Origin of the sequence: Mycobacterium europaeum, assembly GCF_002102155.1 — a bacterium.
GTDB classification, from domain to species: Bacteria; Actinomycetota; Actinomycetes; order Mycobacteriales; family Mycobacteriaceae; genus Mycobacterium; species Mycobacterium europaeum.
Genome location: NZ_LQOU01000065.1, coordinates 95,194 through 116,784 on the forward strand (window position 1 = coordinate 95,194; position 21,591 = coordinate 116,784).

Here is a 21,591-nt window from a genome sequence, read left to right on the forward strand (position 1 = left end):
GGATAACCTCACGGCTGACGTGCCAGGATGAGGCAAAGCAGTGCCGCAACAACCGGTCGAGTGGTATGCCGATGCCCGGTATGGACAAGCCCACGGGGCGGGCCGTCGCCCTGATCGCGCTGCTGCTCGTCCTCTCCGCCGCGCTGCGCGGCTACCTGCCGTCCCCCCACCCCGCCGCGCGCGGGGAGGAAACCGGCGGGCCGGCGGCGTTGGTCTTCGTGGTGGCGACCCTCGGGGTCACGCTCGCGCTGGTGACGATCGCGGTCATCGCGCGGTTGCGGGACCCGCGGGCGGCGGCGCCCCGAGCCGGTCAGCTGTCCGAGATGCTCGGCACCGGCAGGGGCCGGCCGAGCTGGCGGGTGTTGCTGATCGGGCTGGCGGTCATCGGGTCGTGGCTGCTGATCGTGTGGGTGGCCACCCACCTGCTGGCCCCCCATCACGTCGGTCAGGCGCCGCCCGCTCCGGCGACCGGTGCCGCGTCACCGGAGCAGGCGAACGCCCCGCCGCCGCAACCGCACGCGCGCAACGGCGACGTGTTCGGCATCCTGCTCGCGGCCACCGTCCCGATGCTGTTGGTGATCGTCACCGGGACGGTCGTCATGTCGCGGCGGCGGTGGCGCGCGGCCGCGCCCGGCGCCGTCGCGGACGATCACGCCGAACCCCCGGCGCCGCCGTCACGTTCGGAATCCTTGGCGCGGGCGGCCGAACGCGGGCTGGCCGAGATGGCCGACCTCAGCCGTGAACCTCGCGAGGCGATCATCGCCTGCTACGCGGCGATGGAACGCGAGCTGGCCCACGTGCCCGGCGCCGTCCCGCAGGACTTCGACACCCCGACCGAGGTGTTGGCCCGCGCGGTGGAACACCGCGCGCTGCATGCCGACAACGCCGTGCAGTTGGTGAACCTGTTCGCCGAGGCGCGGTTCAGCCCGCACGTGATGAACGAGGGTCACCGCGACGTGGCGGTGCGTGTTCTGCAGTTGGTGCTCGACGAGCTGGGCACCAGGAGTGCCGCATGAAAAAGACACTGGCCCTGGGCGTCTGCTTCATCGTCGGCATCGAGCTGCTCGCACTGCTCCAGCACGATCGCCGCCTCGTGTTGGCCGCCTCCGGCGGCGCACTGACCCTGGTGCTGTTCACTGTCCGTCGCGTGCTCGGGCGGGGAATGCAACCCGAGGCGGACGCGGAGCCCGACGATCTCGGGGATTCATTGCGTCGCTGGCTGTCCAGCACCGAGACGACGATCCGGTGGTCGGAGTCAACCCGGGTGGACTGGGACCGCCACCTGCGCCCCATGCTTGCGCGCCGATACGAGATGGCCACCGGCCAAAGACGATCCAAAGACCCCGTGGCGTATCAGGCGAGCGGCCAGATGCTCTTCGGGACCGAACTGTGGGAATGGGTCAATCCCAACAACGTCGCACGGACCGGTGACCGGCGGCCCGGTCCCGGCCGTGCCGCGCTGGAAGAGATTCTGCGAAAGTTGGAACAGGTATGACGCTGCCGGCGGCAACAACCACAGCGCACTGCGAGGCGGTGCTCGACGAGATCGAACGCGTGGTGGTGGGTAAGCGTTCCGCGCTCACCCTCATCCTCATCGCGGTGCTCGCGCGCGGCCACGTCCTGATCGAGGACCTGCCCGGCCTGGGTAAGACGCTCATCGCCAGATCGTTCGCCGCCGCGCTGGGGCTGCAATTCACCCGTGTGCAGTTCACCCCCGACCTGCTGCCCGCTGACTTGCTCGGCTCGACGATCTACGACATGCAATCGGGTCGTTTCGCCTTCCGGCCCGGGCCCATCTTCACCAACCTGCTGATGGCCGACGAGATCAACCGCACGCCGCCCAAGACGCAGGCGGCGCTGCTCGAGGCGATGGCCGAGGGCCAGGTGAGCATCGACGGCGAAACCCACCAGCTGCCACAACCTTTCATCGTCCTGGCGACCGACAATCCGATCGAGTACGAGGGCACTTACCCGCTGCCGGAAGCGCAGCTCGACCGGTTCGCGATCCGCCTCGAGCTGCGCTACCTCTCCGAGCGCGACGAGGCCGCGATGCTGCGCCGGCGGCTCGAACGCGGGTCGGTCGAGCCGGCCGTCAACCAGGTGGTGGATGCGCACGACCTGCTCGCGATGCGGGAATCGGTCGAGCAGGTGACCGTGCACGAAGACGTCTTGCGCTACGTGGTTTCGCTGGCCAACGCCACGCGGCATCATCCGCAGGTCGCCGTCGGCGCCAGCCCCCGGGCCGAGCTCGACCTGGTGCAACTGGCCCGCGCCCGCGCGCTGTTGCTCGGCCGGGACTACGTGATCCCCGAAGACGTCAAGGCGCTCGCCGTCCCGGCCGTCGCGCACCGGATCACCCTGCGCCCGGAGATGTGGGTGCGCAAGATCCAAGGCGCCGACGTCGTCGGGGAGTTGTTGCGCCGCCTGCCGGTGCCGCGAACCGGCGAGGGCCACCCGAGCGGCGGATGAGGCCGGTGTGACCGGGCGTGAGGCCGAGTTCTGCTGGCGCGCATCGCACTTGACGCGTGCCGTCGCGACCTGCGCGGGGCTGGCGGTGGCGGTCGCGGTGATCGCCGTGCGGTGGCAGTTGATCGCCTTCGCCGCGCCCCTGCTCGGTGTGCTCTGCTCGATCAGCTGGCAACGCCCCGTGCCGGCGATCCGCGTGCACGGCGATCCCGACGCGCAGCGGTGCTTCGAGAACGACCGGGCGCGGCTGCGCATCTGGATGACGGAAGAGGGCGGGGCGACCGGGTTTTCGGCGGCAGAGCTCACGGTGCCGGCCGTCGAGGGGATGGCGCTCGAAATCCTGGACTCGGCGTCGCCGCACGCCAAAACCGTTGCGGCGACGGCGCAACGGTGGGGCCGGTACTTCATCGGGGCGCGCGTCGATGTGATCGCGCGCGGTGGGCTGCTGTCGGGGACGGCCACCGTGGACGCCGCCGAGGTGATCGTGTTTCCCCTGACGCCCCCGCAGTCGACGCCCATCCCGCAGACCGAGCTGCTCGACCGGCTGGGCGCGCACCTGACCCGGCACGTCGGTCCCGGCGTGGAATACGCTGACATCCGCGCCTACGTCCCCGGAGACCAACTGCGCGTGGTGAATTGGCCGGTGAGCGCGCGTCGCGGCCAGCTGCACGTCACGCAGCGCCTCACCGACCGCGCCGCCGACGTGGTGGTGCTGATCGACACCTATCGGCAACCGGCGGGCCCGGCGACCGAGGCCACCGAGCGCGTCGTCCGCGGTGCCGCGCAAGTCGTGCAGACCGCGTTGCGGCACGGCGACCGCGCCGGGATCGTCGCCCTCGGCGGCAACCACCCGCGCTGGCTGGGCGCCGACATCGGGCAGCGGCAGTTCTATCGCGTGCTGGACACGGTGCTCGCCGCCGGCGATCGATTCGAAGGCACGACGGGGACTTTGGCGCCGCGGGCGGCCATGCCCGCGGGTGCGATCGTCATCGCGTTCTCCACGCTGCTCGACACCGAGTTCGCGCTCGCGCTGATCGACCTGCGCAGGCGCGGCCACGTCGTCATCGCCGTCGACGTCCTCGACAGCTCGCCGTTCGCGGGCCGCCTGGATCCCCTGGTGGACCGGATGTGGTCGCTGCAGCGCTCGGCTATGTATCGCGACATGGCCACCGTCGGCGTCGACATCGTGTCGTGGGAAGGGGACAGCGGGCTGGAGCAGTCCATGGGTGTGCTGCCGGACCGCCGCCGGCGGGTGCGGGGGCGGCTCCGTGGCTAGCGGCGGCGGGGCGGCACTGCCGCGGCTGTGGGCCCCGGTGTTCTCCGTCGCGTTCGGGCTGCTGATGGTGGGCCTGGTCGCCGACGGCTCGCACGGACCCGCGGTGGCGGCTTGGGCGGCGGCCCTGATCGCGGTGGTCGGGGGAGTGGCATTTCGCCCCGCGGCGACGCTTGCCGTGTTGCTGTCGGTGATCACCATCGTGCTGTCCGACCCGCCGCTCGCGTTCGTCGCGCTCTCCGGGCTGTGCGCCACCGCGTACCTGGTCTGCCGGCACGCGGCCGGGGCGGGGGCCGGTGCGGTGCTGGGCAGCGTGCCGACCGTCGTTGGGGCCGTGGGCTTCACCCTCGCGGGGTGGGTCGCGGCGTCGTTCCCGCTGCAGTTGCCGTGGTTGCCGTTGGCCGCGCCGCTGGCGGCGCTGGCCGCCTACGTGCTGGCCGTGCGGCCGTTCCTGAGCTGAGGTCAGTGCAGCAGCTGGGCGGCGTGGTCGGCGAGGTCGAGCAGCGGCTGCGGGAAGATGCCCAAAAGCACGGTGACCAAGGCGCAGACCGCGATCGCGGCCTTGCTCAAGATGCCGGGCGCCACCACGTGCGGGGTGTCGTCGGTGGCCTCGGTGAAGAACATCGACACGATCACCCGCACGTAGAAGTAGGCGGCGATTCCGCTGGCGACCACACCGATGATCACCAGGGGTGCCGCGCCGCCCTGGGCCGCGGCCTTGAACACGGCGAGCTTGCTGACGAAACCACTGGTCAGTGGGATGCCGGCGAAGGCCAGCAGGAACATCGAAAACATCACGCCCACAATGGGTGAACGCTGCCCGAGCCCCGCCCAATGGGCCAGGGTGGCGTCTTCGACGCCGTCGGCGTCGCGGATCAGGCTCACGATGGCGAACGCGCCGACGGTGCTGAAGCTGTAGGCGAGCAGGTAGAACAGCGTGGACGACAGGCCGGCCTGGTTGTCGGCGATGACGCCGGTGAGGATGAACCCGACGTGGGCGACCGACGAGTAGGCCAGCATGCGCTTGACGTCGGTCTGGTTCACCGCGGTGATGGTGCCCACCGCCATGGTGAGAATCGAGATGGTCCACAGCACCGGCCGCCATTGATCGTGCAGGGGTGGCAGCGCGACGTAGACCACCCGCAGCAGGGCGCCGAAGGCGGCGACCTTGGTGGCCGCGGCCATGAACCCGGTGACGGGGGTGGGCGCGCCCTGGTAGACGTCCGGGATCCACGAATGGAACGGCACCGCACCCACTTTGAACAGCAGGCCGACCGACAGCAGCGCCACGCCCACGAGCGCCATCGAGGTGTCTCCGTGCGCCGCCAGCGCGTCGCGGATGCCGGTCAGCAGCAGCGTGCCGGTCGCGCCGTACAGCAGCGCCACTCCGTACAGGAAGAACGCCGACGAGAACGCGCCCAGCAGGAAGTACTTCATCGCGGCTTCCTGCGACAGCAGGCGCCGGTGCCGGGCCAGCCCGCACATCAGGTACAGCGGCAGCGAAAGGACTTCCAGCGCAACGAACATCGTCAGCAGGTCGTTGGAGGCGGGGAAGACCATCATGCCGCCGACCGACAGCATGGCCAGCGGGAACAGCTCCGTCTGCGCGGCCCCGGCCCGCTCGGCGTCCCGCTCGGCGTCGCTGCCGGGCACCGCGGACGCCTGCGGGGTGAAGGAGTCCAGGCCGGCCGATCCGGCGGCGCCAACCCCCGCGGCGACCTTGGTCTCCGCTTTGGTTTGCGTGCGTTCGGCCATGAAGATGACGGCGAGCACCGCAACCAGCAGCACGGTGCCCTGCAGGTACAGGGTCGGGCGGTCGATGGCCATCGCGCCCAGCACCGCCGCGCGGCCGGAGGCCGGGAGCGACTCGGCCACTTCCACGGTCGCCAGGAATGCCGCGACCAGGCCGGCCAGGGCGAGCGTCACCTGGGCGCCGTAGCGGATTCGCCTGGGCAGGAACGCCTCCGCGAGGACGCCGACCACGGCGACACCGAAGACGATCAGCGTCGGGCAGAGCAGGAAGTACTCGATGCTGGGGGTGGGGAGGGTCATGGGCGCGGTCCTTCGGCTGTCCGGGGTACGCGGTTGACTGCCGGCACGCTCGGTGCGGGATCGTGCTGACCGATGGTGGTCATGGTGTTCTCGACGGCCGGGTTGATGATGTCCAGCACCGGCTTGGGGTAGACGCCGAGAACGAGCAACAGCGCGATCAACGGTGCAACGACCAGCAATTCGCGCGCCCGCAGGTCGCCGATCTTCTCGTTGCCGGCGGCCACGGGCCCGGTCATGACGCGCTGGTAGAGCCACAGCATGTAGATGGCGGACAGCACCAGCGCGGTGACACCGAACGCGGCGGCCAGCCAGTACCGGTTGAAAGTGCCCAGCAGGACCAGGAATTCGCTGATGAACGGCGCCAGGCCGGGCAGCGACAGGGTGGCCATGGCCGAGACGAGGAACGTTCCGGCCAGGATGGGCGCCACCTTCTGCACGCCGCCGTAATCGGCGATCGCCCGGCTGCCGTGCCGGGATATCAGGAATCCCGCGATCAGGAACACCGCCGCTGTGGACAGGCCGTGGTTGAGCATGTACAGCGTCGACCCGCTCTGGCCCTGGCTCGTCATCACGAAGATGCCCAGGATGATGAACCCGAAGTGCGAGATGGAGGTGTAGGCGATCAGGCGCATGATGTCGGTCTGCCCGATGGCCACGATCGCCCCGTAGATGACGCCGATGACGGCCAGCACGACGATCAGGGGGCGGAAATACGTTGAGGCGCCGGGGAACAGCTGCAGGCAGTAGCGCAGCATGCCGAAGGTGCCGACCTTGTCCATCACCGCCATCATCAGCACCGCGGTCGCCGGGGTGGCCTCCACCGCGGCGTCGGGCAGCCAGCGGTGGAACGGCCACAGCGGCGCCTTGATGGCGAACGCGAACATGAAGCCCAGGAACAGCGCCTTGAACACCGCGGAGTCGGCGCCGTAGCGACCGGAGGCGACGCCGGCGACGATCTCGCGGAAGTCGAACGTGCCCGAACCGTGCTCGGCGGTCACCACGTAGAGCCCGATCACCGCGGCCAGCATGATCAGCCCGCCGAACAGGTTGTACAGCAGGAACTTCACCGCGGCGCGGGACCGGCCCGGCCCGCCGCCGAAGCCCCCGATCAGGAAGTACATCGGGATGAGCATGGCCTCGAAGAAGACGTAGAACAGCAACACGTCCAGCGCGACCACCGAGATCAGCACCATCGACTCGATGGCCAGCGTCAGCGCGACGTAGGCGTGCACACCGCGGTTGCGTTCTTCGCCACCTGACGACCGCAAGCGCGGCGGAGCCGGGCGCAGCGGGTCGTCAGCATCGCCACCATCGTTCCAGCCGGCCACCTGCAGCACCGGGATCAGCACGGCGGTCAGCAGCACCAGCACCACGGCGATGCCGTCCACGCCCAGGGAGTAGGTGGCGCCGAACGCCGGTATCCAGGAATGGCTTTCAACGAACTGGTAATTGCTGCCGCCGGTCTTGAAGCCCAGGGTGACGACGATCGCGATCGCCAGCGTCGCGACGCCGAAGACCAGGCCGGTCCACTTGGCGAGCCGGCGCAACCCCGGGGGCAGCAGGATGACGAGCACCGAGCCGGCCAGCGGCACCAACCACAGGATGCTCAGCCACGGAACGGTGTTCATTGGCGCCACTCCTCCTCATCGCTCCGTCCCCCGCAAGCGGGTGGTGCCCCCACTGCATCGTCGCTGGCGCGATTCACCACAGTTTCACCGCCAGGATCAGCGCGACCACCAGGACCGCGCCCGTCAGCATCGACAATGCGTAGTTGCGGGCGAAGCCGGTCTGCAGCCCGCGCAAGCCATTCGAAGTGCGGCCCACCAGCGCGGCCAGCGCGTTGACCGAGCCGTCCACGCCCGCGTTGTCGACGTCGACGAGCGCTTGGGTCAGCTCGGCGCCGGGGCGCATGAACACCCCCTCGTTGAAGGCGTCGCCGTAGAAGTCCCGGCGGGCGGCCGTCGTCACCGGTGACACCGAAAGCGGGGCCACCCTGGGGATCTCCGCGGTGGCGTACAGCCGGTAGGCGACCGCGATGCCGATGGCGACGACGCCCAGCGCCAGGGCGGTGCTCACCCAGGCGGGAAACGCGTGCGTCACCTCTTCGTGTTTCCCGACCACCGGCTCGAGCCAGCGCTGCAGGGTGCCGCCCCACGCCAGCAGCCCACCGGAGAACACCGAGCCGAAGGCGAGCAGGATCATCGGCCAGGTCATCAGGCCGGGCGCCTCGTGCGGATGCGTGCCCGGCGCCCAACGCTTCTGGCCGAAGAAGGTCATCAGCATCACGCGCGTCATGTAGAACGCGGTGACGCCCGCGCCCAGCAGCGCGGCCCCGGCCAGCACATAGCCGCGGATGTCGCCGGCGCCCAGCGCGGCCTCGATGATGGCGTCCTTGGAGAAGAAGCCCGCGAACGGCGGCACGCCGATGATCGCCAGATACCCCAGCCCGAAGGTGGCGAAGGTGATCGGCAGCGCGGCGCGCAGGCCGCCGTAGCGGCGCATGTCCTGTTCCTCGTGCATCGCGTGGATCACCGCGCCGGAGCCCAGGAACAGGCCCGCCTTGAAGAAGCCGTGGGTGAGCAGATGCATGATGGCGAACGCGTAGCCCGCCGGGCCGAGGCCGGCGGCCAGCACCATGTAGCCGATCTGGCTCATCGTCGACGCCGCGAGCGCGCGCTTGATGTCGTCCTTGGCGCAGCCGATGAACGCGCCGAGCAGCAGCGTGACGGCGCCGACCACGACCACCGCGGTCCGCGCATCCGGAGCCAGGTTGTAGAGCGGGTTGGACCGCACGATCAGGTACACACCGGCGGTCACCATGGTGGCGGCGTGGATGAGCGCCGACACCGGGGTGGGGCCCTCCATGGCGTCACCAAGCCAGGCCTGCAGCGGGACCTGCGCGGACTTGGCGCACGCACCCAGCAGCAGCAACAACCCCATGGCGGTCAGCGCGCCCCGGCCGGCGGCGGGTGCCCCGGCGAACACCCCGGCGTAGGAGAGCGTCCCGAAGGTGCTGAACATCAGGAACATTCCCAGCGCGAGTCCGGCGTCCCCGACGCGGTTCATCACGAACGCCTTCTTGGCCGCCGTGGCCGCCGTGGGCTTGTGGTACCAGAAGCCGATCAGCAGGTAGGACGCCAGGCCGACGCCTTCCCAGCCGACGTAGAGCACCACGTAGTTGTCGGCGACCACCAGGAGCAGCATCGAGGCCAGGAACAGGTTGAGGTAGCCGAAAAACCGCCGGCGGTCCGGGTCTTCGGCCATGTAGGCGACCGAATAGATGTGAATCAGCGACCCGACCCCGGTGATCAGCAGCACGAAGCACACCGACAGCTGGTCGATCTGCAGGCCGAGGTCCACCTGGAGCTGGCCGACGGGGATCCAGCTGAACACCTTCTGGTGGATGACCCGGTCGTCGGCGGCGCGGCCGAGCAGCTCGTTGAGCAGGCTCAGGCCCACGCCGAACGCCGCGAGGGCGGTGGCGCACCCCAGCCAGTGGCCCCACGCATCGGTGCGCCGTCCGCCGAACAGCAGGATCGCGGCACCCGCCAGCGGCAGCGCCACCAGCAGCCAGGTGTAGTGAGTCATGTTGGCCCCATATTGGCGATGTCAGCCTTTGAGTAGGTTCGCGTCGTCGACCGAGGCCGATTTGCGAGCACGGAAAATCGTCATGATGATCGCCAGGCCGACGACGACCTCGCACGCGGCCACCACCATCGTGAAGAACGCGATCATCTGCCCGTCCAGGTGCCCGTGCATCCGCGCGAACGTGACGAATGCCAGGTTGACCGCGTTCAGCATCAGCTCGACGCACATGAACATCACGATGGCGTTGCGCCGCAACAGCACACCCGAGGCGCCGATGGTGAAGAGCAGGGCCGAAAGGTAAAGGTAGTTGGCCGGATTCACGATTTACCGCCTTGTGACAAGCTCGGGCTGGCCTGACGGGAGGGAATCTGTTTGCCGTCGGCGCCGCGGCTGCGCAGGATCGCCGGCACCGACAGCTCCGAATACGAACCGTCGGGCAGCAGCGCGGCCACGTCGACGGCGTTGTGGCGCGCGTAGACGCCGGGGCTGGGCATCGGGGTCGGGTGCCCGCCGGGCTGGAACCGCTCCTGGGCCAGCTCCCGTTGCGTCTTGCGGCGCTCGAAGCGCTCGCGGTGGGCCAGCACCATCGCCCCGATGGCCGCGGTGATCAGCAGCGCGCTGGTGAGTTCGAACGCCCAGACGTAGCGGGAGAAGATCAGCGCCGCAAGGCCTTCCACGTTGCCGTTGGCGTTGGCGGTGGTCAGCCCGGCGAAGCCCCCGGTCGCGGCGGAGCCGATGGCGGCGATCAGCAGGACGCCGAACCCGACGCCGGCGAGCACGGCGGCGATGCGCTGCCCGTGCAGCGTCTCCTTCAGGGATTCCGCGGAGTCCACGCCGATCAGCATCAGCACGAACAGGAACAGCATCATCACCGCGCCGGTGTAGACCACCACTTGGACGACACCCAGAAACAGCGCGTCCTGGATCATGTAGAACACCGCAAGGATGATCATCGTCATCGCCAGGAACATGGCCGAGTAGACGGCGTTGACCGCGAGCACCACCCCGATCGCGCCGATCAGCGCCAGCGCGCCCAGCACCCAGAACGCCACCGCTTCGCCGGTGGAGGTGCGGACGATGGTGTCGGAAGCCAGGCTGGACGCCAGGAGCTGGCCGGTGAACCCGGTCACCGGGAGTCTCCGGCCTTCTGGTGTTCGCGCAGGCCGTCGGCGGTGACATTGCCCAGGTAGTAGTCCTTGTCGGTGGCGCCGGGTGTCCGGGGGTGCGGCGGCGCGGTCATCTCGGGGAGCAGGGGCGCCAGCAGCCGGTCCTTCTCGTAGATCAGGTCGGCGCGGTTGTCGTCGGCCAGCTCGTAGTCGTTGGTCATCGTCAGCGCCCGGGTCGGGCAGGCCTCGATGCACAGGCCGCAGCCGATGCAGCGCAGGTAGTTGATCTGATAGACCCGGCCGTAGCGTTCACCCGGCGAGTACCGCAGCTCTTCGGTGTTGTCCGCGCCCTCGACGTAGATCGCGTCGGCCGGGCAGGCCCAGGCGCACAACTCGCAGCCGATGCATTTCTCCAGGCCGTCGGGGTAGCGGTTGAGTTGGTGGCGGCCGTGGTAGCGCGGCGCGACGGGGCCCGGCTTCTCCGGATACTCCTCGGTGACGTTCTTTTTGAACATCGATCCGAACGTCACGCCGAATCCGGCCACGGCGTCCAGGAACCTAGCCATGTGCTTTCTCCTTGCTCGCGGCCGCCAGGGACTTCATCGGCAGCGGCGGTGTCGGGAATACCGGTGTGGAGGCCTGTCCGGCCGGCAGCTGTTTGGCCTGGCGGCGCAGCTGGCGCTCCAGCGCGCGAATGCCGGGCGTCGCGAACGGTTTTCGCAGCAACAGCAGCAGCGCCGTGGCGAACACGATGCTGCTGACCACCAACACCGGGGTCCAGTGCGCATACCCCTGGTTCTGCAGCGTGCGGATCACCGCCGCGATCAGCACCCAGACCAGCGAGGCGGGGATCAGCAGCTTCCAGCCCAGCGCCATGAATTGGTCGTAGCGCAGCCGCGGCAGGCTGGCGCGCAGCCAGAAGTAGATGAACAGGAAGGTCCACATCTTGGCGGTGAACCACAGCACCGGCCACCACCCGGTGTTGGCGCCCGCCCACATGTTGATCGGCCACGGCGCGTGCCAACCGCCGAAGAACAGGGCCGTCGCCAGGGACGACACCGTCATCATGTTGACGTATTCGGCCAGCATGAACATCGCGAACTTCAGCGACGAGTACTCGGTGTGGAACCCGGCGACCAGCTCACCCTCGGCTTCGGGCAAATCGAATGGCGCGCGGTTGGTTTCGCCGACCATCGAGATCAGGTAGATCACGAACGACGGCAGCAGCAGGAACACGTACCAGACCCGGTCCTGGGCGGCGACGATCTGCGACGTCGACATGGTGCCGGCGTAGAGGAACACCGCCGCGAACGACAGGCCCATCGCCACCTCGTAGGAGATGACCTGGGCGGTGGAGCGGACGCCGCCCAGCAGCGGATAGGTGGACCCCGACGCCCAGCCGCCCAGCACGATGCCGTACACCCCGATCGCCGAAAGCCCCAGGATGAACAGGACCGCGACGGGGAGGTCGGTGAGCTGGAGCGGTGTGCGGTGGCCGAACACCGACACCACCGGGCCGAACGGGATGAAGGCGAAGGCGGTGAACGCGGGGATGGTGGAGATCACCGGGGCCGCGAAGTAGACGAACTTGTCGACGCCGCCCGGGGTGATGGTTTCCTTGAGCGCCAACTTGATTCCGTCGGCCAGGCTCTGCAGGGTGCCCCACGGTCCGGCCCGGTTGGGGCCGGGCCGCAGCTGCATCCAGCCCAGGATCTTGCGTTCGAGCAGGATCGCGACCAGCACGTTGAGCATGAGGAACACGAAGATGGCGAGCGCCTTGCCCAGCACCAGCCACCAGGTGTCGTGTCCGAAGGCGGTCAAGGAGTTCGTCGTCATGATCCCACTCCGATTTGCACTGTGCTGCCCAGCGTTACACCCAGCCGCCGGTGCACGGCACAGCCCGGCGAGTTCAGCGGAAGCCACACCACCCGGTCGGGCATGTCGGTGATGACCAGCGGCAGGCTGATCGATCCGCGCGGCGTGCTGACGGTGACCGCGTCACCGTCGGCGGCGCCGATCTCGGCGGCCGTGTCGGCCGACAGCCGCACCACCGGCTTGCGTGCGGTCCCGGCGAGATGCGGCTCGCCGTCCTGCATCCGGCCGTTGTCCAGCAGCATCCGCCAGCCGGCCAGCACCGCTTGTCCCTTTTCGGGCCGGTTCCCGGCTTGGGCCGGCTCCGGCGTCGGGACAGCGGGCCCGGCGGCCCAGTTGCCGTCCCAGGTACCCAGCGAGGACAGTTCGGCGCGGGCCGCTTCGGCGGTCGACAGCCCCAGGTAGACGCCCATCTCGTCGGCCAGCGCGTCGAGCACCTGGTGGTCGGATTGGCCGGCCCGCTGGGTGCTGCCGTGCAGCGCCGGCCCGAACGGGCGATAGCGGCCCTCCCAGTTGACGAAGGCCCCGGCCTTCTGCGTCGTCGGCGCGACCGGGAACACCACGTCGGCGCGCTCGGTCACGGCGCTGTGCCGCAGCTCCAGGCTGACCACGAAGCCCGCGGCATCGAGCGCGGCCAGCACGGCTTCGGGGTCCGGGAAGTCATCGGGTTCCACACCGCCGACCAGCAGGGCGCCCAGCGTTCCGTCTGTCGCGGCGGCCAGGATGCCGGCCACGTCCCGCCCGGCGCCCGAGGGCAGTTCGGACACGTTCCACGCCGCGGCGATCTGGGCGCGGGCGGTCTCGTCGTCGAGCGGGCGGCCGCCCGGCAGCAGCGCGGGCAGCGCGCCGGCCTCCAGCGCGCCGCGCTCGCCGGCCCGCCGCGGCACCCAGGCCAGCCGCGCCCCGGTGGCGTCGGCCAGCCGGGCGGCGGCGGACAACCCGCCGGGCACCGTGGCCAGGCGTTCGCCGACCATGATGACCGCGCCGGCGGTGCACAGCAGGTCTCCCACCTCACCGGTGGCCAGCCCGTCCAGCGCCGCCGCCTCGGCCCCGGGGGCGGTGGGGATGAGCCGTCCGGACATCTTCTCCAGCGCCCGGGTGGCGAACGGCGCGACCGCGTACACCGGCAGCCGGTGCTTGCGCGCGGCCTTGCGCAGCCGCAGGAACACGATGGGCGACTCGTCCTCCGGTTCGAAGCCGACGAGCAACACCACCGGCGCCGTTTCCAGATCCGCGTAGCTGACGTCACGCCGGCCGGCGATCCGCGACGCCAGGAAATCGGCCTCCTCGGCCGAGCTCGGGCGGGCGCGGAAGTCGATGTCGTTGCTGTCCAACACGATTCGGGCGAACTTGGAGTAGGCGTAGGCGTCTTCCAGGGTGGCGCGGCCGCCGACCAGCACTCCCGTGCGCCCGCGGGCCGCGTCGAGGCCCCGGATCGCCGTCGCCATCGCGTGCGACCACGAGGCGGGCACCAGCTCGCCGTCGGCGTCGCGGATCAGGGGAGTGGTGATGACGTCTTGCTGCGTCGCGTAGGTGAACGCCCACCGGCCCTTGTCGCAGTTCCATTCCTCGTTGACCTCGGGGTCGTCGCCCGCCAGCCGCCGCAGCACCTTGCCGCGCCGGTGGTCGGTGCGCTGGGCGCATCCCGACGCGCAGTGCTCGCAGACACTGGGGCTGGACACCAGGTCGAAGGGGCGGGCCCGGAAGCGGTAGGCGGTTCCGGTCAGCGCGCCCACCGGGCAGATCTGCACGGTATTGCCGGAGAAGTACGAGTCGAACGGCTCATTGGCGTAGATGCCGACCTGCTGCAGGGCACCGCGCTCCTGCATGTCGATGAAGATGTCCCCGGCGATCTGCTCGGAGAACCGCGTGCAGCGGGCGCACAGGATGCAGCGTTCGCGATCCAGCAGCACCTGGGCGGAGATGTTGATCGGCTTGGCGAAGGTGCGCTTGACATCGGTGAAGCGAGTATCGGCTCGGCCGTTGGACATCGCCTGGTTCTGCAGCGGGCACTCGCCGCCCTTGTCGCACATCGGGCAGTCCAGCGGGTGGTTGATGAGCAACAGCTCCATCACGCCGTGCTGGGCCTTGTCGGCGGCCTCCGACGTGAGCTGGGTGCGCACCACCATGTCGTCGGTGGCGACGGTGGTGCACGAAGCCATCGGCTTGCGCTGTCCTTCGACCTCGACCAGGCACTGCCGGCACGCTCCGACCGGCTCGAGCAGCGGGTGGTCGCAGAACCGGGGGATCTGGATGCCCATCAGCTCGGCCGCGCGGATCACCAATGTGCCCTTGGGCACGCTGATTTCGTTGTCGTCGATGGTCAACGTCACCATGTCCGGCGGACGCGCCCCGTCTTTCTCGGGGCCGTCCTTGGGGTCGCCGGTCTCGGTTTTGGCCGCCTGGGTCATGGGCGCGTCAAGCCTTTCCGTTGGGCGTCAGCATGGAGTCCCGGGGGTCGAACGGGCAGCCGCCTTCTTCGACGTGAGCCACGTATTCGTCGCGGAAGTACTTGATCGACGACATCACCGGGCTGGCGGCCCCATCTCCCAACGCGCAGAACGCCTTTCCCAAGATCGAATCCGAGATGTCCAACAGCTTGTCGATGTCCTCGGTGGTGGCTGGGTTGGTTTTTGAGCCGCTTTCCAGCCGCTCGTAGATCTGGTCCAGCCAGAAGGTGCCCTCCCGGCAGGGCGTGCACTTGCCGCACGATTCGTGCTTGTAGAAGTACGTCCAGCGCTGCACCGCGCGCACCACGCAGGTGGTCTCGTCGAAGATCTCCAGCGCCTTGGTGCCCAGCATCGACCCGACGCCGCCCACACCCTCGTAGTCCAGCGGGACGTCGAGGTGCTCGTCGGTCAGCAGGGGGGTGGACGACCCGCCGGGCGTCCAGAACTTCAGGCGGTGCCCGGCCCGCACCCCGCCGGCGTAGGCGAGCAACTCGCGCAGCGTGATGCCCAGCGGGGCCTCGTACTGACCGGGCCGGGCGACGTGCCCGGACAGCGAATACAGCGTGAAGCCAGGGGATTTCTCGCTGCCCATCGACCGGAACCACTCGACGCCGTTGAGGATGATGGACGGCACGCTGGCGATCGTCTCGACGTTGTTGATCACCGTCGGGCAGCCGTAGAGCCCGGCCACCGCGGGGAACGGCGGCCGCAGCCGCGGCTGGCCGCGCCGGCCTTCCAGCGAATCGAGCAGCGCCGTTTCCTCGCCGCAGATATAGGCGCCGGCCCCCGCGTGCACCACCAGCTCCAGGTCGAAGCCCGAGCCGTTGATGTCGCGGCCCAGGTATCCGGCCGCGTAGGCCTCGGCCACCGCGTTCTGCAGGCGGCGCAGCACCGGCAGCACCTCGCCGCGCACGTAGATGAACGCGTGGCTGGCCCGGATCGCATAGGCGGCGATGATGACGCCCTCGACGAGCACGTGCGGCGTCGCCAGCATCAGCGGAATGTCTTTGCACGTTCCGGGTTCCGACTCGTCGGCGTTGACCACCAGGTAGTGCGGCTTGGCGGCCGCTCCGGTGTCGCCCTGCGGGATGAACGACCACTTCGTCCCGGTCGAGAAGCCGGCGCCGCCACGCCCGCGCAACCCGGAGTCCTTGACGGCGGCGATCACGTCGTCGGGCGCCATCGCCAGCGCCTTCTTCATCGCCTCGTAGCCGTCGTGGCGCCGGTAGGTCTCCAGCGTCCACGACTGCGGGTCGTCCCAGAATCGGCTGATGACCGGGGTCAGCGGCGTGGCCTGCGAGCTGGTCATGACCGGCCCGCCGGGGGGGTCGGCGCGGCCATGCCGAGTTCCTTGGCCACCCTCAGGCCCGCCAGGGTGGCCTCGCCCGCGCCGCCCTGGCCCTGGTCGGGGCGCTGGTCGGGCAGGCCGGCCAGGATGCGCGAGGTCTCGCGGAAGGCGCACAGCGGGGCGCCGCGGGTGGGCGGCTTCGGCTGCCCGGAGCGCAGCGAGTCGACGAGCTCGCGCGCGGACTCCGGCGTCTGGTTGTCGTAGAACTCCCAGTTGACCATCACCACCGGCGCGTAATCGCAGGCGGCGTTGCACTCGATGTGTTGCAGGGTGACCGAGCCGTCGGGGGTGGTCTCGTCGTTGCCGATGCCCAAATGCTCTTTGAGGGCGTCGAATACGGCGTCGCCGCCCATGATCGCGCACAGCGTGTTGGTGCAGACTCCCACCAGGTAGTCGCCGGTGGGTCCGCGGCGGTACATCGTGTAGAAGCTCGCCACCGCCGACACCTCGGCGCCCGTCAGCCCCAGCTGCTCGCCGCAGAACTCCAATCCCGCGGGGGTCAGGTAGGAGTCCTCGGCCTGCACCAGGTGCAGCAACGGCAGCAGCGCCGAGCGCTTGTTGGGGTAGCGGCCCATGATCTCCTTGGCGTCGACCTCGAGCCGCGCCCGCACCTCCGGCGAATAGGTCTGCGGCGCACCCTCGGTGACGAAGGCGTTGGGCTCCTCGGGCGGCGGCCCGAGCCGGAGGAAGACCGGCTGTCCTTGCGGGCCGGTCACCGGTCCACCCCGCCCATGACCGGGTCGATGCTGGCGACCGCGGTGATCAGGTCGGCCACCATCCCGCCCTCGCACATCGCGGCCACCGACTGCAGGTTGGTGAACGACGGGTCCCGGTAGTGCACCCGGTACGGCCGGGTGCCGCCGTCGCTCACCATGTGCACGCCCAGCTCACCGCGCGGCGACTCCACCGCGGTGTACACCTGGCCCGCGGGGACCCTGATGCCCTCGGTGACCAGCTTGAAGTGGTGGATCAAGGCCTCCATCGAGCCGCCCATGATCTTGGCGATGTGCTCTTCTGAGTTGCCCATGCCGTCCGGCCCCACCTTCAGGTCGGCCGGCCACGCGATCTTGCGGTCCTCGACCATGATCGGGCCCGGCTTCAGCTTGTCCAGACACTGCTCGACGATCTTGATCGACTCCCACATCTCGTTGACGCGAATCATGTAGCGCCCGTAAGCATCACACGTGTCGGCGGTCATCACGTCGAATTCGTAGTTTTCATATCCGCAGTACGGTTCGCTCTTGCGCAGATCGTGGGGCAACCCGGTGGCGCGCAGGATGGGGCCGGTGATGCCCAGCGCCATGCAGCCCGTCAGGTCGAGGTAGCCGATGTCCTGGGTGCGGGCCTTCCAGATGGCGTTTTCGTTGAGCAGATCGCCCATTTCGCGCAGCACCTGGCGCAGCGGCTTGAGGGCTTCGGCGATGTCGGTCTCCGCGCCCGGCGGCAGGTCCTGCGCGACGCCCCCCGGCCGGATGTAGGCGCTGTTCATCCGCAACCCGGAGATCTTCTCGAACAGGGTCAGGACGATCTCGCGGCCGCGGAAACCGACGAACATCGGGGTCATGGCGCCCAGTTCCATGCCGCCGGTCGCCAGCGCGACCAGATGCGAGGAGATCCGGTTGAGCTCCATCATCATCACCCGGATGACGTTGACCCGCTCCGGTATCTGGTCGGTGATGCCGAGCAGTTTCTCCACGCCCAGGCAGTACGCGGTCTCGTTGAAAAACGGTGACAGGTAATCCATTCGGGTGACGAAGGTGACCCCCTGGGCCCAGTACCGATATTCGAGGTTCTTCTCGATCCCGGTGTGCAGGTAGCCGATTCCGCAGCGCACCTCGGTGACCGTTTCGCCCTCGATCTCGAGGATCAGCCGAAGCACCCCGTGGGTGGACGGGTGCTGGGGACCCATGTTGACGACGATCCGCTCACCGGGGTCCGCGTTGCGGGCGGCGTCGACGATCTGGTCCCAGTCCTGGCCGCCCGCGACCAACACGGTCTCGGGGCCTTCCGAGGCGCCGCCCTCGTGCGTCGAGTCAGTGATTGTGCTCATCAGTTGTACGCTCTCCGCTCGTCGGGCGGGGGTATCTGCGCTCCCTTGTACTCCACCGGGATGCCGCCGAGGGGATAGTCCTTGCGCTGCGGGTGGCCATGCCAGTCGTCGGGCATCTCGATGCGGGTCAGCGATGGGTGTCCGTCGAAGATGATGCCGAAGAAGTCGTAGGTCTCGCGTTCGTGCCAGTCGCATGTCGGATACACCCCGTACAGCGACGGGATGTGCGGATCACCATCCGGCACAGCCACTTCCAGGCGGACGCGGCGATTGTGCGTGATCGACTGCAGCGGGTACACCGCGTGCAGTTCGCGGCCGGTCTCGTTGGGGTAGTGCACCCCGCTGACGCCCAGGCACATCTCGAAACGCAGCTCCGGCTCGTCTCGGAGGCGCTGCGCGACGGCCACCAGCTTCTCGCGGCGCACGTCCAGCGTCAGTTCGTCGCGATAAACCACGACTTTCTCTATCGCGTCAAAGAATTGGATACCGTCGGCCTCCAGCGCCCCGGCCAACCGGTCCACCACGTCGTCGAAGTAGCCGCCGTAGGGCCGGGGGCTGCCGCCCGGCAGGGCGATCTGCCGCACGAGCCGTCCGTAGCCGGTGGTGTCGCCGGAATCGGAGATGCCGAACATGCCGCGCCGCACGCCGATCACCTCGCCGTCGGCGCGGGGCGGCCCCCCGCCTTCGGTCGCCGCTTCCTTGGGGTCGTGGTCCGGTGAGCTCATCGCAGCAGCCCGCGCATCTCGATGGTGGGCCGGGCCGACAGCGCCGCCTGCTCGGCTTCGGCGATGGCGGTCTCCCGGTTGACGCCCAGCGGCATCTGTTGAATCTTCTCGTGCAGCTTGAGGATTGCGTACAGCAGCATCTCCGGCCGGGGCGGGCACCCGGGCAGGTAGATGTCCACCGGAACGACATGGTCCACGCCCTGCACGATCGCGTAGTTGTTGAACATGCCGCCGGACGAGGCGCAGACGCCCATGGCCAGCACCCACTTCGGTTCGGCCATCTGGTCGTAGATCTGCCGCAGCACCGGCGCCATCTTCTGGCTCACCCGCCCGGCAACGATCATCAGGTCGGCCTGCCGCGGCGTCGCCGAGAACCGCTCCATGCCGAACCGCGCGATGTCGAATCTCGGCCCGGCGGTTGCCATCATCTCGATGGCGCAGCACGCCAGCCCGAACGTCGCCGGCCACAAGGAGTTCTTGCGGACATAGCCGGCCACCTTCTCGACCGTCGACAGCAGAATCCCACCGGGCAGCTGTTCTTCGAGACCCACGTCTACCTCAATCCCACGTCAGGCCGCCGCGGCGCCACACATAGGCGTACGCCACGAAAACCGTGAGCATGAACACCACCATCTCGACCAACGCGAACGTTCCCAGCGCGTCGTAACTGACCGCCCAGGGATACAAGAACACGATTTCGATGTCGAAGACGATAAAAAGCATTGCGGTCAGGTAATACTTCACCGGGAACCGCTGGCCGGGCGTCGCATGCGGGCCACTCACCGCCGTTTCGGTGGGCTCGATGCCGCATTCGTAGGGGGCCATCTTCGACTTGTTGTAGCGCGATGGGCCGGCCAGGCTCGCGATCACCACCGAACCCACGGCGAAGGCCGCGGCGATCGCTCCGAGCACCAGGATGGGTATGTAGACGTTCAACTCGCTCCAAGATCTCCTCGTACGGGTCGCCGGTGCGGCGGCCGGGCGGGGGGCCGGGCTGCTGTGACGTACCCGGGCGGCGGGCGATCACAGTGACCTTCACAACATAGCGTCGCGAAGGCGGGTGTGTTTTGTCGGGGTGGGGGTATTCGCCTCGTTTTTGGGTGGCCGCAACCGGGCGGTTCGCCGCCGGGCGCGGCCCGCGGCGCACGCGCGCACGCTTCGCGGTCGCCGGTGGGCCGGCGGTCGCGGTATCAACGCAGGTGAAGGGCCTAGCGGGTGGGGGTGCGGAGCAGTCCGAGCACCGTGCGGCCCAGCACGATGGGATCGAGGGGATGCGGCACGGCGGCCTCGGCGCGCGACCAGTTCGCCAGCCACGCGTCGTCGGGGCGGCCGGTGAGCACCACGATCGGTGGGCACGTCGCGAGTTCGTCCTTGAGTTGCTTGGCGATTCCCATGCCGCCGGTGGGCGTGGCCTCGCCGTCCAGGATGGCCAAGTCGATGCCGCCCTCGTCCATCTGCCGGACCACCATCGGGGCGGTCGCCACCTCGAGGTAGGTCAGCTCGGGCAGATCCGGATGCAGATGCTTGCCCAATGCCCGTATCACTTGTTCGCGGGTTCTGGCGTTATCGCTGTAGACCAGGATCCGCAGGGCGACGCTGGATTCGGGGCTGGAGTCCGACACGGTGCAGATGCTACTGGTGTCGCCCCGGCTTCACTGGGCAGCCCGCGCGAAGACGGCTTCGGCCCCCGCGGTGGCCGTCGAGCCGATCATGCCCAACCGGTTCCAGCCCAGGTCGAACTGGGTGCGCTCGATCTTGGCTCCCGCCGCGATCCGGATCGAGCCGTCGTCGAGCTCGGTGATCGTGGCCGTCAGGGGCAGCGGCGCGGTGATGCCCTTGATGGTGAAGGCGGCCCGCAGTTCGCCGGTGTTGCCTTTGGTCGGCTGCACGCCGGTGACGACGACGCTGATCTCACCGAAGCGCTCGACGTCGAAGAAGTCCGCCGAGCGCAGGTGCTTGTCGCGGCGGCCGATCCCGGTGTCCAGGGATGCGGCGCGGATGTCCAGGCGGCCGAAAACCGCGCCCTTGCCCGTCAGTTGGCCGTCGCCGCTGAACTCGGTGAACCGGCCCTTGACGCGCAGCAGGCCCCACATGTTCGGGATCTTGAAGGTGATGGCCGAGCGGTCCGGGACGAGGTTCCACACGCCGGCCACGTCGGGATCGTTCAGCAGTGTTTCCAGAGTCGTCATCGTCACCCCATCTCTCGTGTCCAGCAGTGGCGCGATCTCGGCGGGGTCGAAGTACTCGTCGATCCGCTCGAGCCGGCCGTCGCCGCCCACCCTGATCACGATGCAGACCCGCATCGAGATCGATTGGCCGGCATGGCCGGTCGCGTGCAGGACGTGCTGCTGGACGAAGCCGCCGTCGAAGAACCGCCGATCGAGAACCTCGTAGTGGCGTTCGGTGGTCGCGGAGATGAACCAGCCGATGACCCGCAGCGCGCGGGCCTTGCCATCGGGCTTGGAGGGGTCGCGGCGGGCGCCGACGCGCCAGACCGCGATGTCGTCGCTCCACATCCGCTCGACCGCCGCGAAGTCACCCTGTTCGATCGCGGTGAACAGGCGATCGGCGGAGTCGGCGACGATTTCCTTGCTCGCAGCGGGCATGATCTCGCTCCTCTCCTGGTGGCCCGGCTCCTCCTCGGGCCGCTGCACGGCCCGC

At 69.1% G+C, this 21,591-nt stretch carries 21 protein-coding genes and 2 pseudogenes; 5 read left to right on the forward strand and 18 right to left on the reverse strand.

Going from position 1 to position 21,591, the window contains the following annotated elements; genetic code table 11:
* Window positions 1-80 precede the first annotated feature (80 nt).
* From AWC03_RS25295 to AWC03_RS25315, 5 genes are all read left to right on the forward strand, one after another.
* Window positions 81-1,016: a DUF4129 domain-containing protein gene (locus AWC03_RS25295; RefSeq protein WP_085243432.1), complete on the forward strand. Its 936-nt coding sequence runs from the start codon at window positions 81-83 to the stop codon at window positions 1,014-1,016.
* Window positions 1,013-1,495, forward strand: coding sequence for a hypothetical protein (locus AWC03_RS25300; RefSeq protein WP_085243433.1), 483 nt, complete (start codon window positions 1,013-1,015; stop codon window positions 1,493-1,495). The genes AWC03_RS25295 and AWC03_RS25300 overlap by 4 nt, the downstream gene beginning before the upstream one ends.
* On the forward strand, window positions 1,492-2,469 hold the full coding sequence (locus AWC03_RS25305) for an AAA family ATPase (RefSeq protein WP_085243434.1): 978 nt from the start codon (window positions 1,492-1,494) through the stop codon (window positions 2,467-2,469). Before AWC03_RS25300 ends, AWC03_RS25305 begins: the two co-directional genes overlap by 4 nt.
* Window positions 2,470-2,476: 7 nt before the next feature.
* A complete protein-coding gene (locus AWC03_RS25310; RefSeq protein WP_085243435.1) occupies window positions 2,477-3,742 on the forward strand; it encodes a DUF58 domain-containing protein in 1,266 nt (421 codons plus the stop codon).
* Window positions 3,743-3,806: 64 nt separating this feature from the next.
* Window positions 3,807-4,199, forward strand: coding sequence for a hypothetical protein (locus AWC03_RS25315; RefSeq protein ID WP_244275522.1), 393 nt, complete (start codon window positions 3,807-3,809; stop codon window positions 4,197-4,199).
* A 2-nt stretch (window positions 4,200-4,201) separates the two neighbouring features.
* Here the strand turns inward: AWC03_RS25315 and nuoN are convergent, their stop codons facing one another.
* The 18 genes and pseudogenes from nuoN to AWC03_RS27690 all read right to left on the reverse strand — a co-directional run.
* Complete coding sequence (nuoN, locus tag AWC03_RS25320; RefSeq protein ID WP_085243437.1) at window positions 4,202-5,791, reverse strand: NADH-quinone oxidoreductase subunit NuoN; 1,590 nt, start codon at window positions 5,789-5,791, stop codon at window positions 4,202-4,204.
* Window positions 5,788-7,419 (reverse strand): NADH-quinone oxidoreductase subunit M, encoded by a 1,632-nt coding sequence (locus AWC03_RS25325; protein WP_085243438.1) that lies wholly within the window; start codon window positions 7,417-7,419, stop codon window positions 5,788-5,790. Before AWC03_RS25325 ends, nuoN begins: the two co-directional genes overlap by 4 nt.
* Window positions 7,416-7,493 (reverse strand): annotated as a pseudogene (locus AWC03_RS28040) (16S rRNA (guanine(966)-N(2))-methyltransferase RsmD); the annotation flags it as partial. The gene AWC03_RS25325 and the pseudogene AWC03_RS28040, both read right to left, overlap by 4 nt.
* Complete coding sequence (nuoL, locus tag AWC03_RS25330) at window positions 7,493-9,379, reverse strand: NADH-quinone oxidoreductase subunit L (RefSeq protein ID WP_085243439.1); 1,887 nt, start codon at window positions 9,377-9,379, stop codon at window positions 7,493-7,495. The pseudogene AWC03_RS28040 and the gene nuoL, both read right to left, overlap by 1 nt.
* Before the next feature lie 21 nt (window positions 9,380-9,400).
* Window positions 9,401-9,700: an NADH-quinone oxidoreductase subunit NuoK gene (gene nuoK, locus AWC03_RS25335; RefSeq protein ID WP_007168303.1), complete on the reverse strand. Its 300-nt coding sequence runs from the start codon at window positions 9,698-9,700 to the stop codon at window positions 9,401-9,403.
* A complete protein-coding gene (locus AWC03_RS25340) occupies window positions 9,697-10,485 on the reverse strand; it encodes an NADH-quinone oxidoreductase subunit J (RefSeq protein WP_090423420.1) in 789 nt (262 codons plus the stop codon). Before AWC03_RS25340 ends, nuoK begins: the two co-directional genes overlap by 4 nt.
* A gap of 20 nt (window positions 10,486-10,505) precedes the next feature.
* A complete protein-coding gene (gene nuoI, locus AWC03_RS25345; RefSeq protein WP_085243441.1) occupies window positions 10,506-11,051 on the reverse strand; it encodes an NADH-quinone oxidoreductase subunit NuoI in 546 nt (181 codons plus the stop codon).
* Complete coding sequence (gene nuoH, locus AWC03_RS25350) at window positions 11,044-12,306, reverse strand: NADH-quinone oxidoreductase subunit NuoH (RefSeq protein ID WP_167542800.1); 1,263 nt, start codon at window positions 12,304-12,306, stop codon at window positions 11,044-11,046. The genes nuoI and nuoH overlap by 8 nt, the downstream gene beginning before the upstream one ends.
* An 11-nt stretch (window positions 12,307-12,317) precedes the next feature.
* Window positions 12,318-14,693 (reverse strand): NADH-quinone oxidoreductase subunit G, encoded by a 2,376-nt coding sequence (locus AWC03_RS25355; RefSeq protein ID WP_244275523.1) that lies wholly within the window; start codon window positions 14,691-14,693, stop codon window positions 12,318-12,320.
* Window positions 14,694-14,775: 82 nt separating this feature from the next.
* A complete protein-coding gene (nuoF, locus tag AWC03_RS25360) occupies window positions 14,776-16,116 on the reverse strand; it encodes an NADH-quinone oxidoreductase subunit NuoF (protein WP_085243444.1) in 1,341 nt (446 codons plus the stop codon).
* Complete coding sequence (nuoE, locus tag AWC03_RS25365) at window positions 16,113-16,871, reverse strand: NADH-quinone oxidoreductase subunit NuoE (RefSeq protein ID WP_085243445.1); 759 nt, start codon at window positions 16,869-16,871, stop codon at window positions 16,113-16,115. The genes nuoF and nuoE overlap by 4 nt, the downstream gene beginning before the upstream one ends.
* Window positions 16,868-18,205, reverse strand: a complete 1,338-nt coding sequence (gene nuoD / locus AWC03_RS25370) for an NADH dehydrogenase (quinone) subunit D (protein WP_085243446.1) — start codon at window positions 18,203-18,205, stop codon at window positions 16,868-16,870. Before nuoD ends, nuoE begins: the two co-directional genes overlap by 4 nt.
* Entirely contained in the window at window positions 18,205-18,930 is a 726-nt protein-coding gene (locus tag AWC03_RS25375) for an NADH-quinone oxidoreductase subunit C (RefSeq protein WP_085243447.1), read from the reverse strand. The genes nuoD and AWC03_RS25375 overlap by 1 nt, the downstream gene beginning before the upstream one ends.
* On the reverse strand, window positions 18,927-19,481 hold the full coding sequence (locus AWC03_RS25380; protein ID WP_003874821.1) for a NuoB/complex I 20 kDa subunit family protein: 555 nt from the start codon (window positions 19,479-19,481) through the stop codon (window positions 18,927-18,929). Before AWC03_RS25380 ends, AWC03_RS25375 begins: the two co-directional genes overlap by 4 nt.
* Before the next feature lie 7 nt (window positions 19,482-19,488).
* On the reverse strand, window positions 19,489-19,866 hold the full coding sequence (locus AWC03_RS25385; RefSeq protein WP_085243448.1) for an NADH-quinone oxidoreductase subunit A: 378 nt from the start codon (window positions 19,864-19,866) through the stop codon (window positions 19,489-19,491).
* Between the two features lie 272 nt (window positions 19,867-20,138).
* Window positions 20,139-20,552 (reverse strand): Rv3143 family two-component system response regulator, encoded by a 414-nt coding sequence (locus AWC03_RS25390; RefSeq protein WP_085243449.1) that lies wholly within the window; start codon window positions 20,550-20,552, stop codon window positions 20,139-20,141.
* Between the two features lie 30 nt (window positions 20,553-20,582).
* Window positions 20,583-21,119 carry a YceI family protein gene (locus AWC03_RS27685; protein ID WP_211279288.1) on the reverse strand — a complete coding sequence of 179 codons (537 nt, stop codon included), beginning with the start codon at window positions 21,117-21,119 and terminating at the stop codon, window positions 20,583-20,585.
* A gap of 21 nt (window positions 21,120-21,140) precedes the next feature.
* Window positions 21,141-21,536, reverse strand: a pseudogene (locus AWC03_RS27690) (nuclear transport factor 2 family protein); the annotation flags it as partial.
* Between the last annotated feature and the right edge of the window lie 55 nt (window positions 21,537-21,591).

What these genes read in the sequence shown, in the direction of transcription:
- AWC03_RS25295 (WP_085243432.1), top strand. Translation starts at nt 81, where the DNA reads ATGGACAAGCCCACGGGGCGGGCCGTCGCCCTGATCGCGCTGCTGCTC.
- AWC03_RS25300 (WP_085243433.1), top strand. Translation starts at nt 1,013, where the DNA reads ATGAAAAAGACACTGGCCCTGGGCGTCTGCTTCATCGTCGGCATCGAG.
- AWC03_RS25305 (WP_085243434.1), top strand. Translation starts at nt 1,492, where the DNA reads ATGACGCTGCCGGCGGCAACAACCACAGCGCACTGCGAGGCGGTGCTC.
- AWC03_RS25315 (WP_244275522.1), top strand. Translation starts at nt 3,807, where the DNA reads ATGGTGGGCCTGGTCGCCGACGGCTCGCACGGACCCGCGGTGGCGGCT.
- nuoN (WP_085243437.1), bottom strand. Translation starts at nt 5,791, where the DNA reads ATGACCCTCCCCACCCCCAGCATCGAGTACTTCCTGCTCTGCCCGACG.
- AWC03_RS25325 (WP_085243438.1), bottom strand. Translation starts at nt 7,419, where the DNA reads ATGAACACCGTTCCGTGGCTGAGCATCCTGTGGTTGGTGCCGCTGGCC.
- nuoL (WP_085243439.1), bottom strand. Translation starts at nt 9,379, where the DNA reads ATGACTCACTACACCTGGCTGCTGGTGGCGCTGCCGCTGGCGGGTGCC.
- nuoI (WP_085243441.1), bottom strand. Translation starts at nt 11,051, where the DNA reads ATGGCTAGGTTCCTGGACGCCGTGGCCGGATTCGGCGTGACGTTCGGA.
- AWC03_RS25355 (WP_244275523.1), bottom strand. Translation starts at nt 14,693, where the DNA reads ATGGTGACGTTGACCATCGACGACAACGAAATCAGCGTGCCCAAGGGC.
- nuoF (WP_085243444.1), bottom strand. Translation starts at nt 16,116, where the DNA reads ATGACCAGCTCGCAGGCCACGCCGCTGACCCCGGTCATCAGCCGATTC.
- nuoD (WP_085243446.1), bottom strand. Translation starts at nt 18,205, where the DNA reads ATGAGCACAATCACTGACTCGACGCACGAGGGCGGCGCCTCGGAAGGC.
- AWC03_RS25375 (WP_085243447.1), bottom strand. Translation starts at nt 18,930, where the DNA reads ATGAGCTCACCGGACCACGACCCCAAGGAAGCGGCGACCGAAGGCGGG.
- AWC03_RS27685 (WP_211279288.1), bottom strand. Translation starts at nt 21,119, where the DNA reads ATGACGACTCTGGAAACACTGCTGAACGATCCCGACGTGGCCGGCGTG.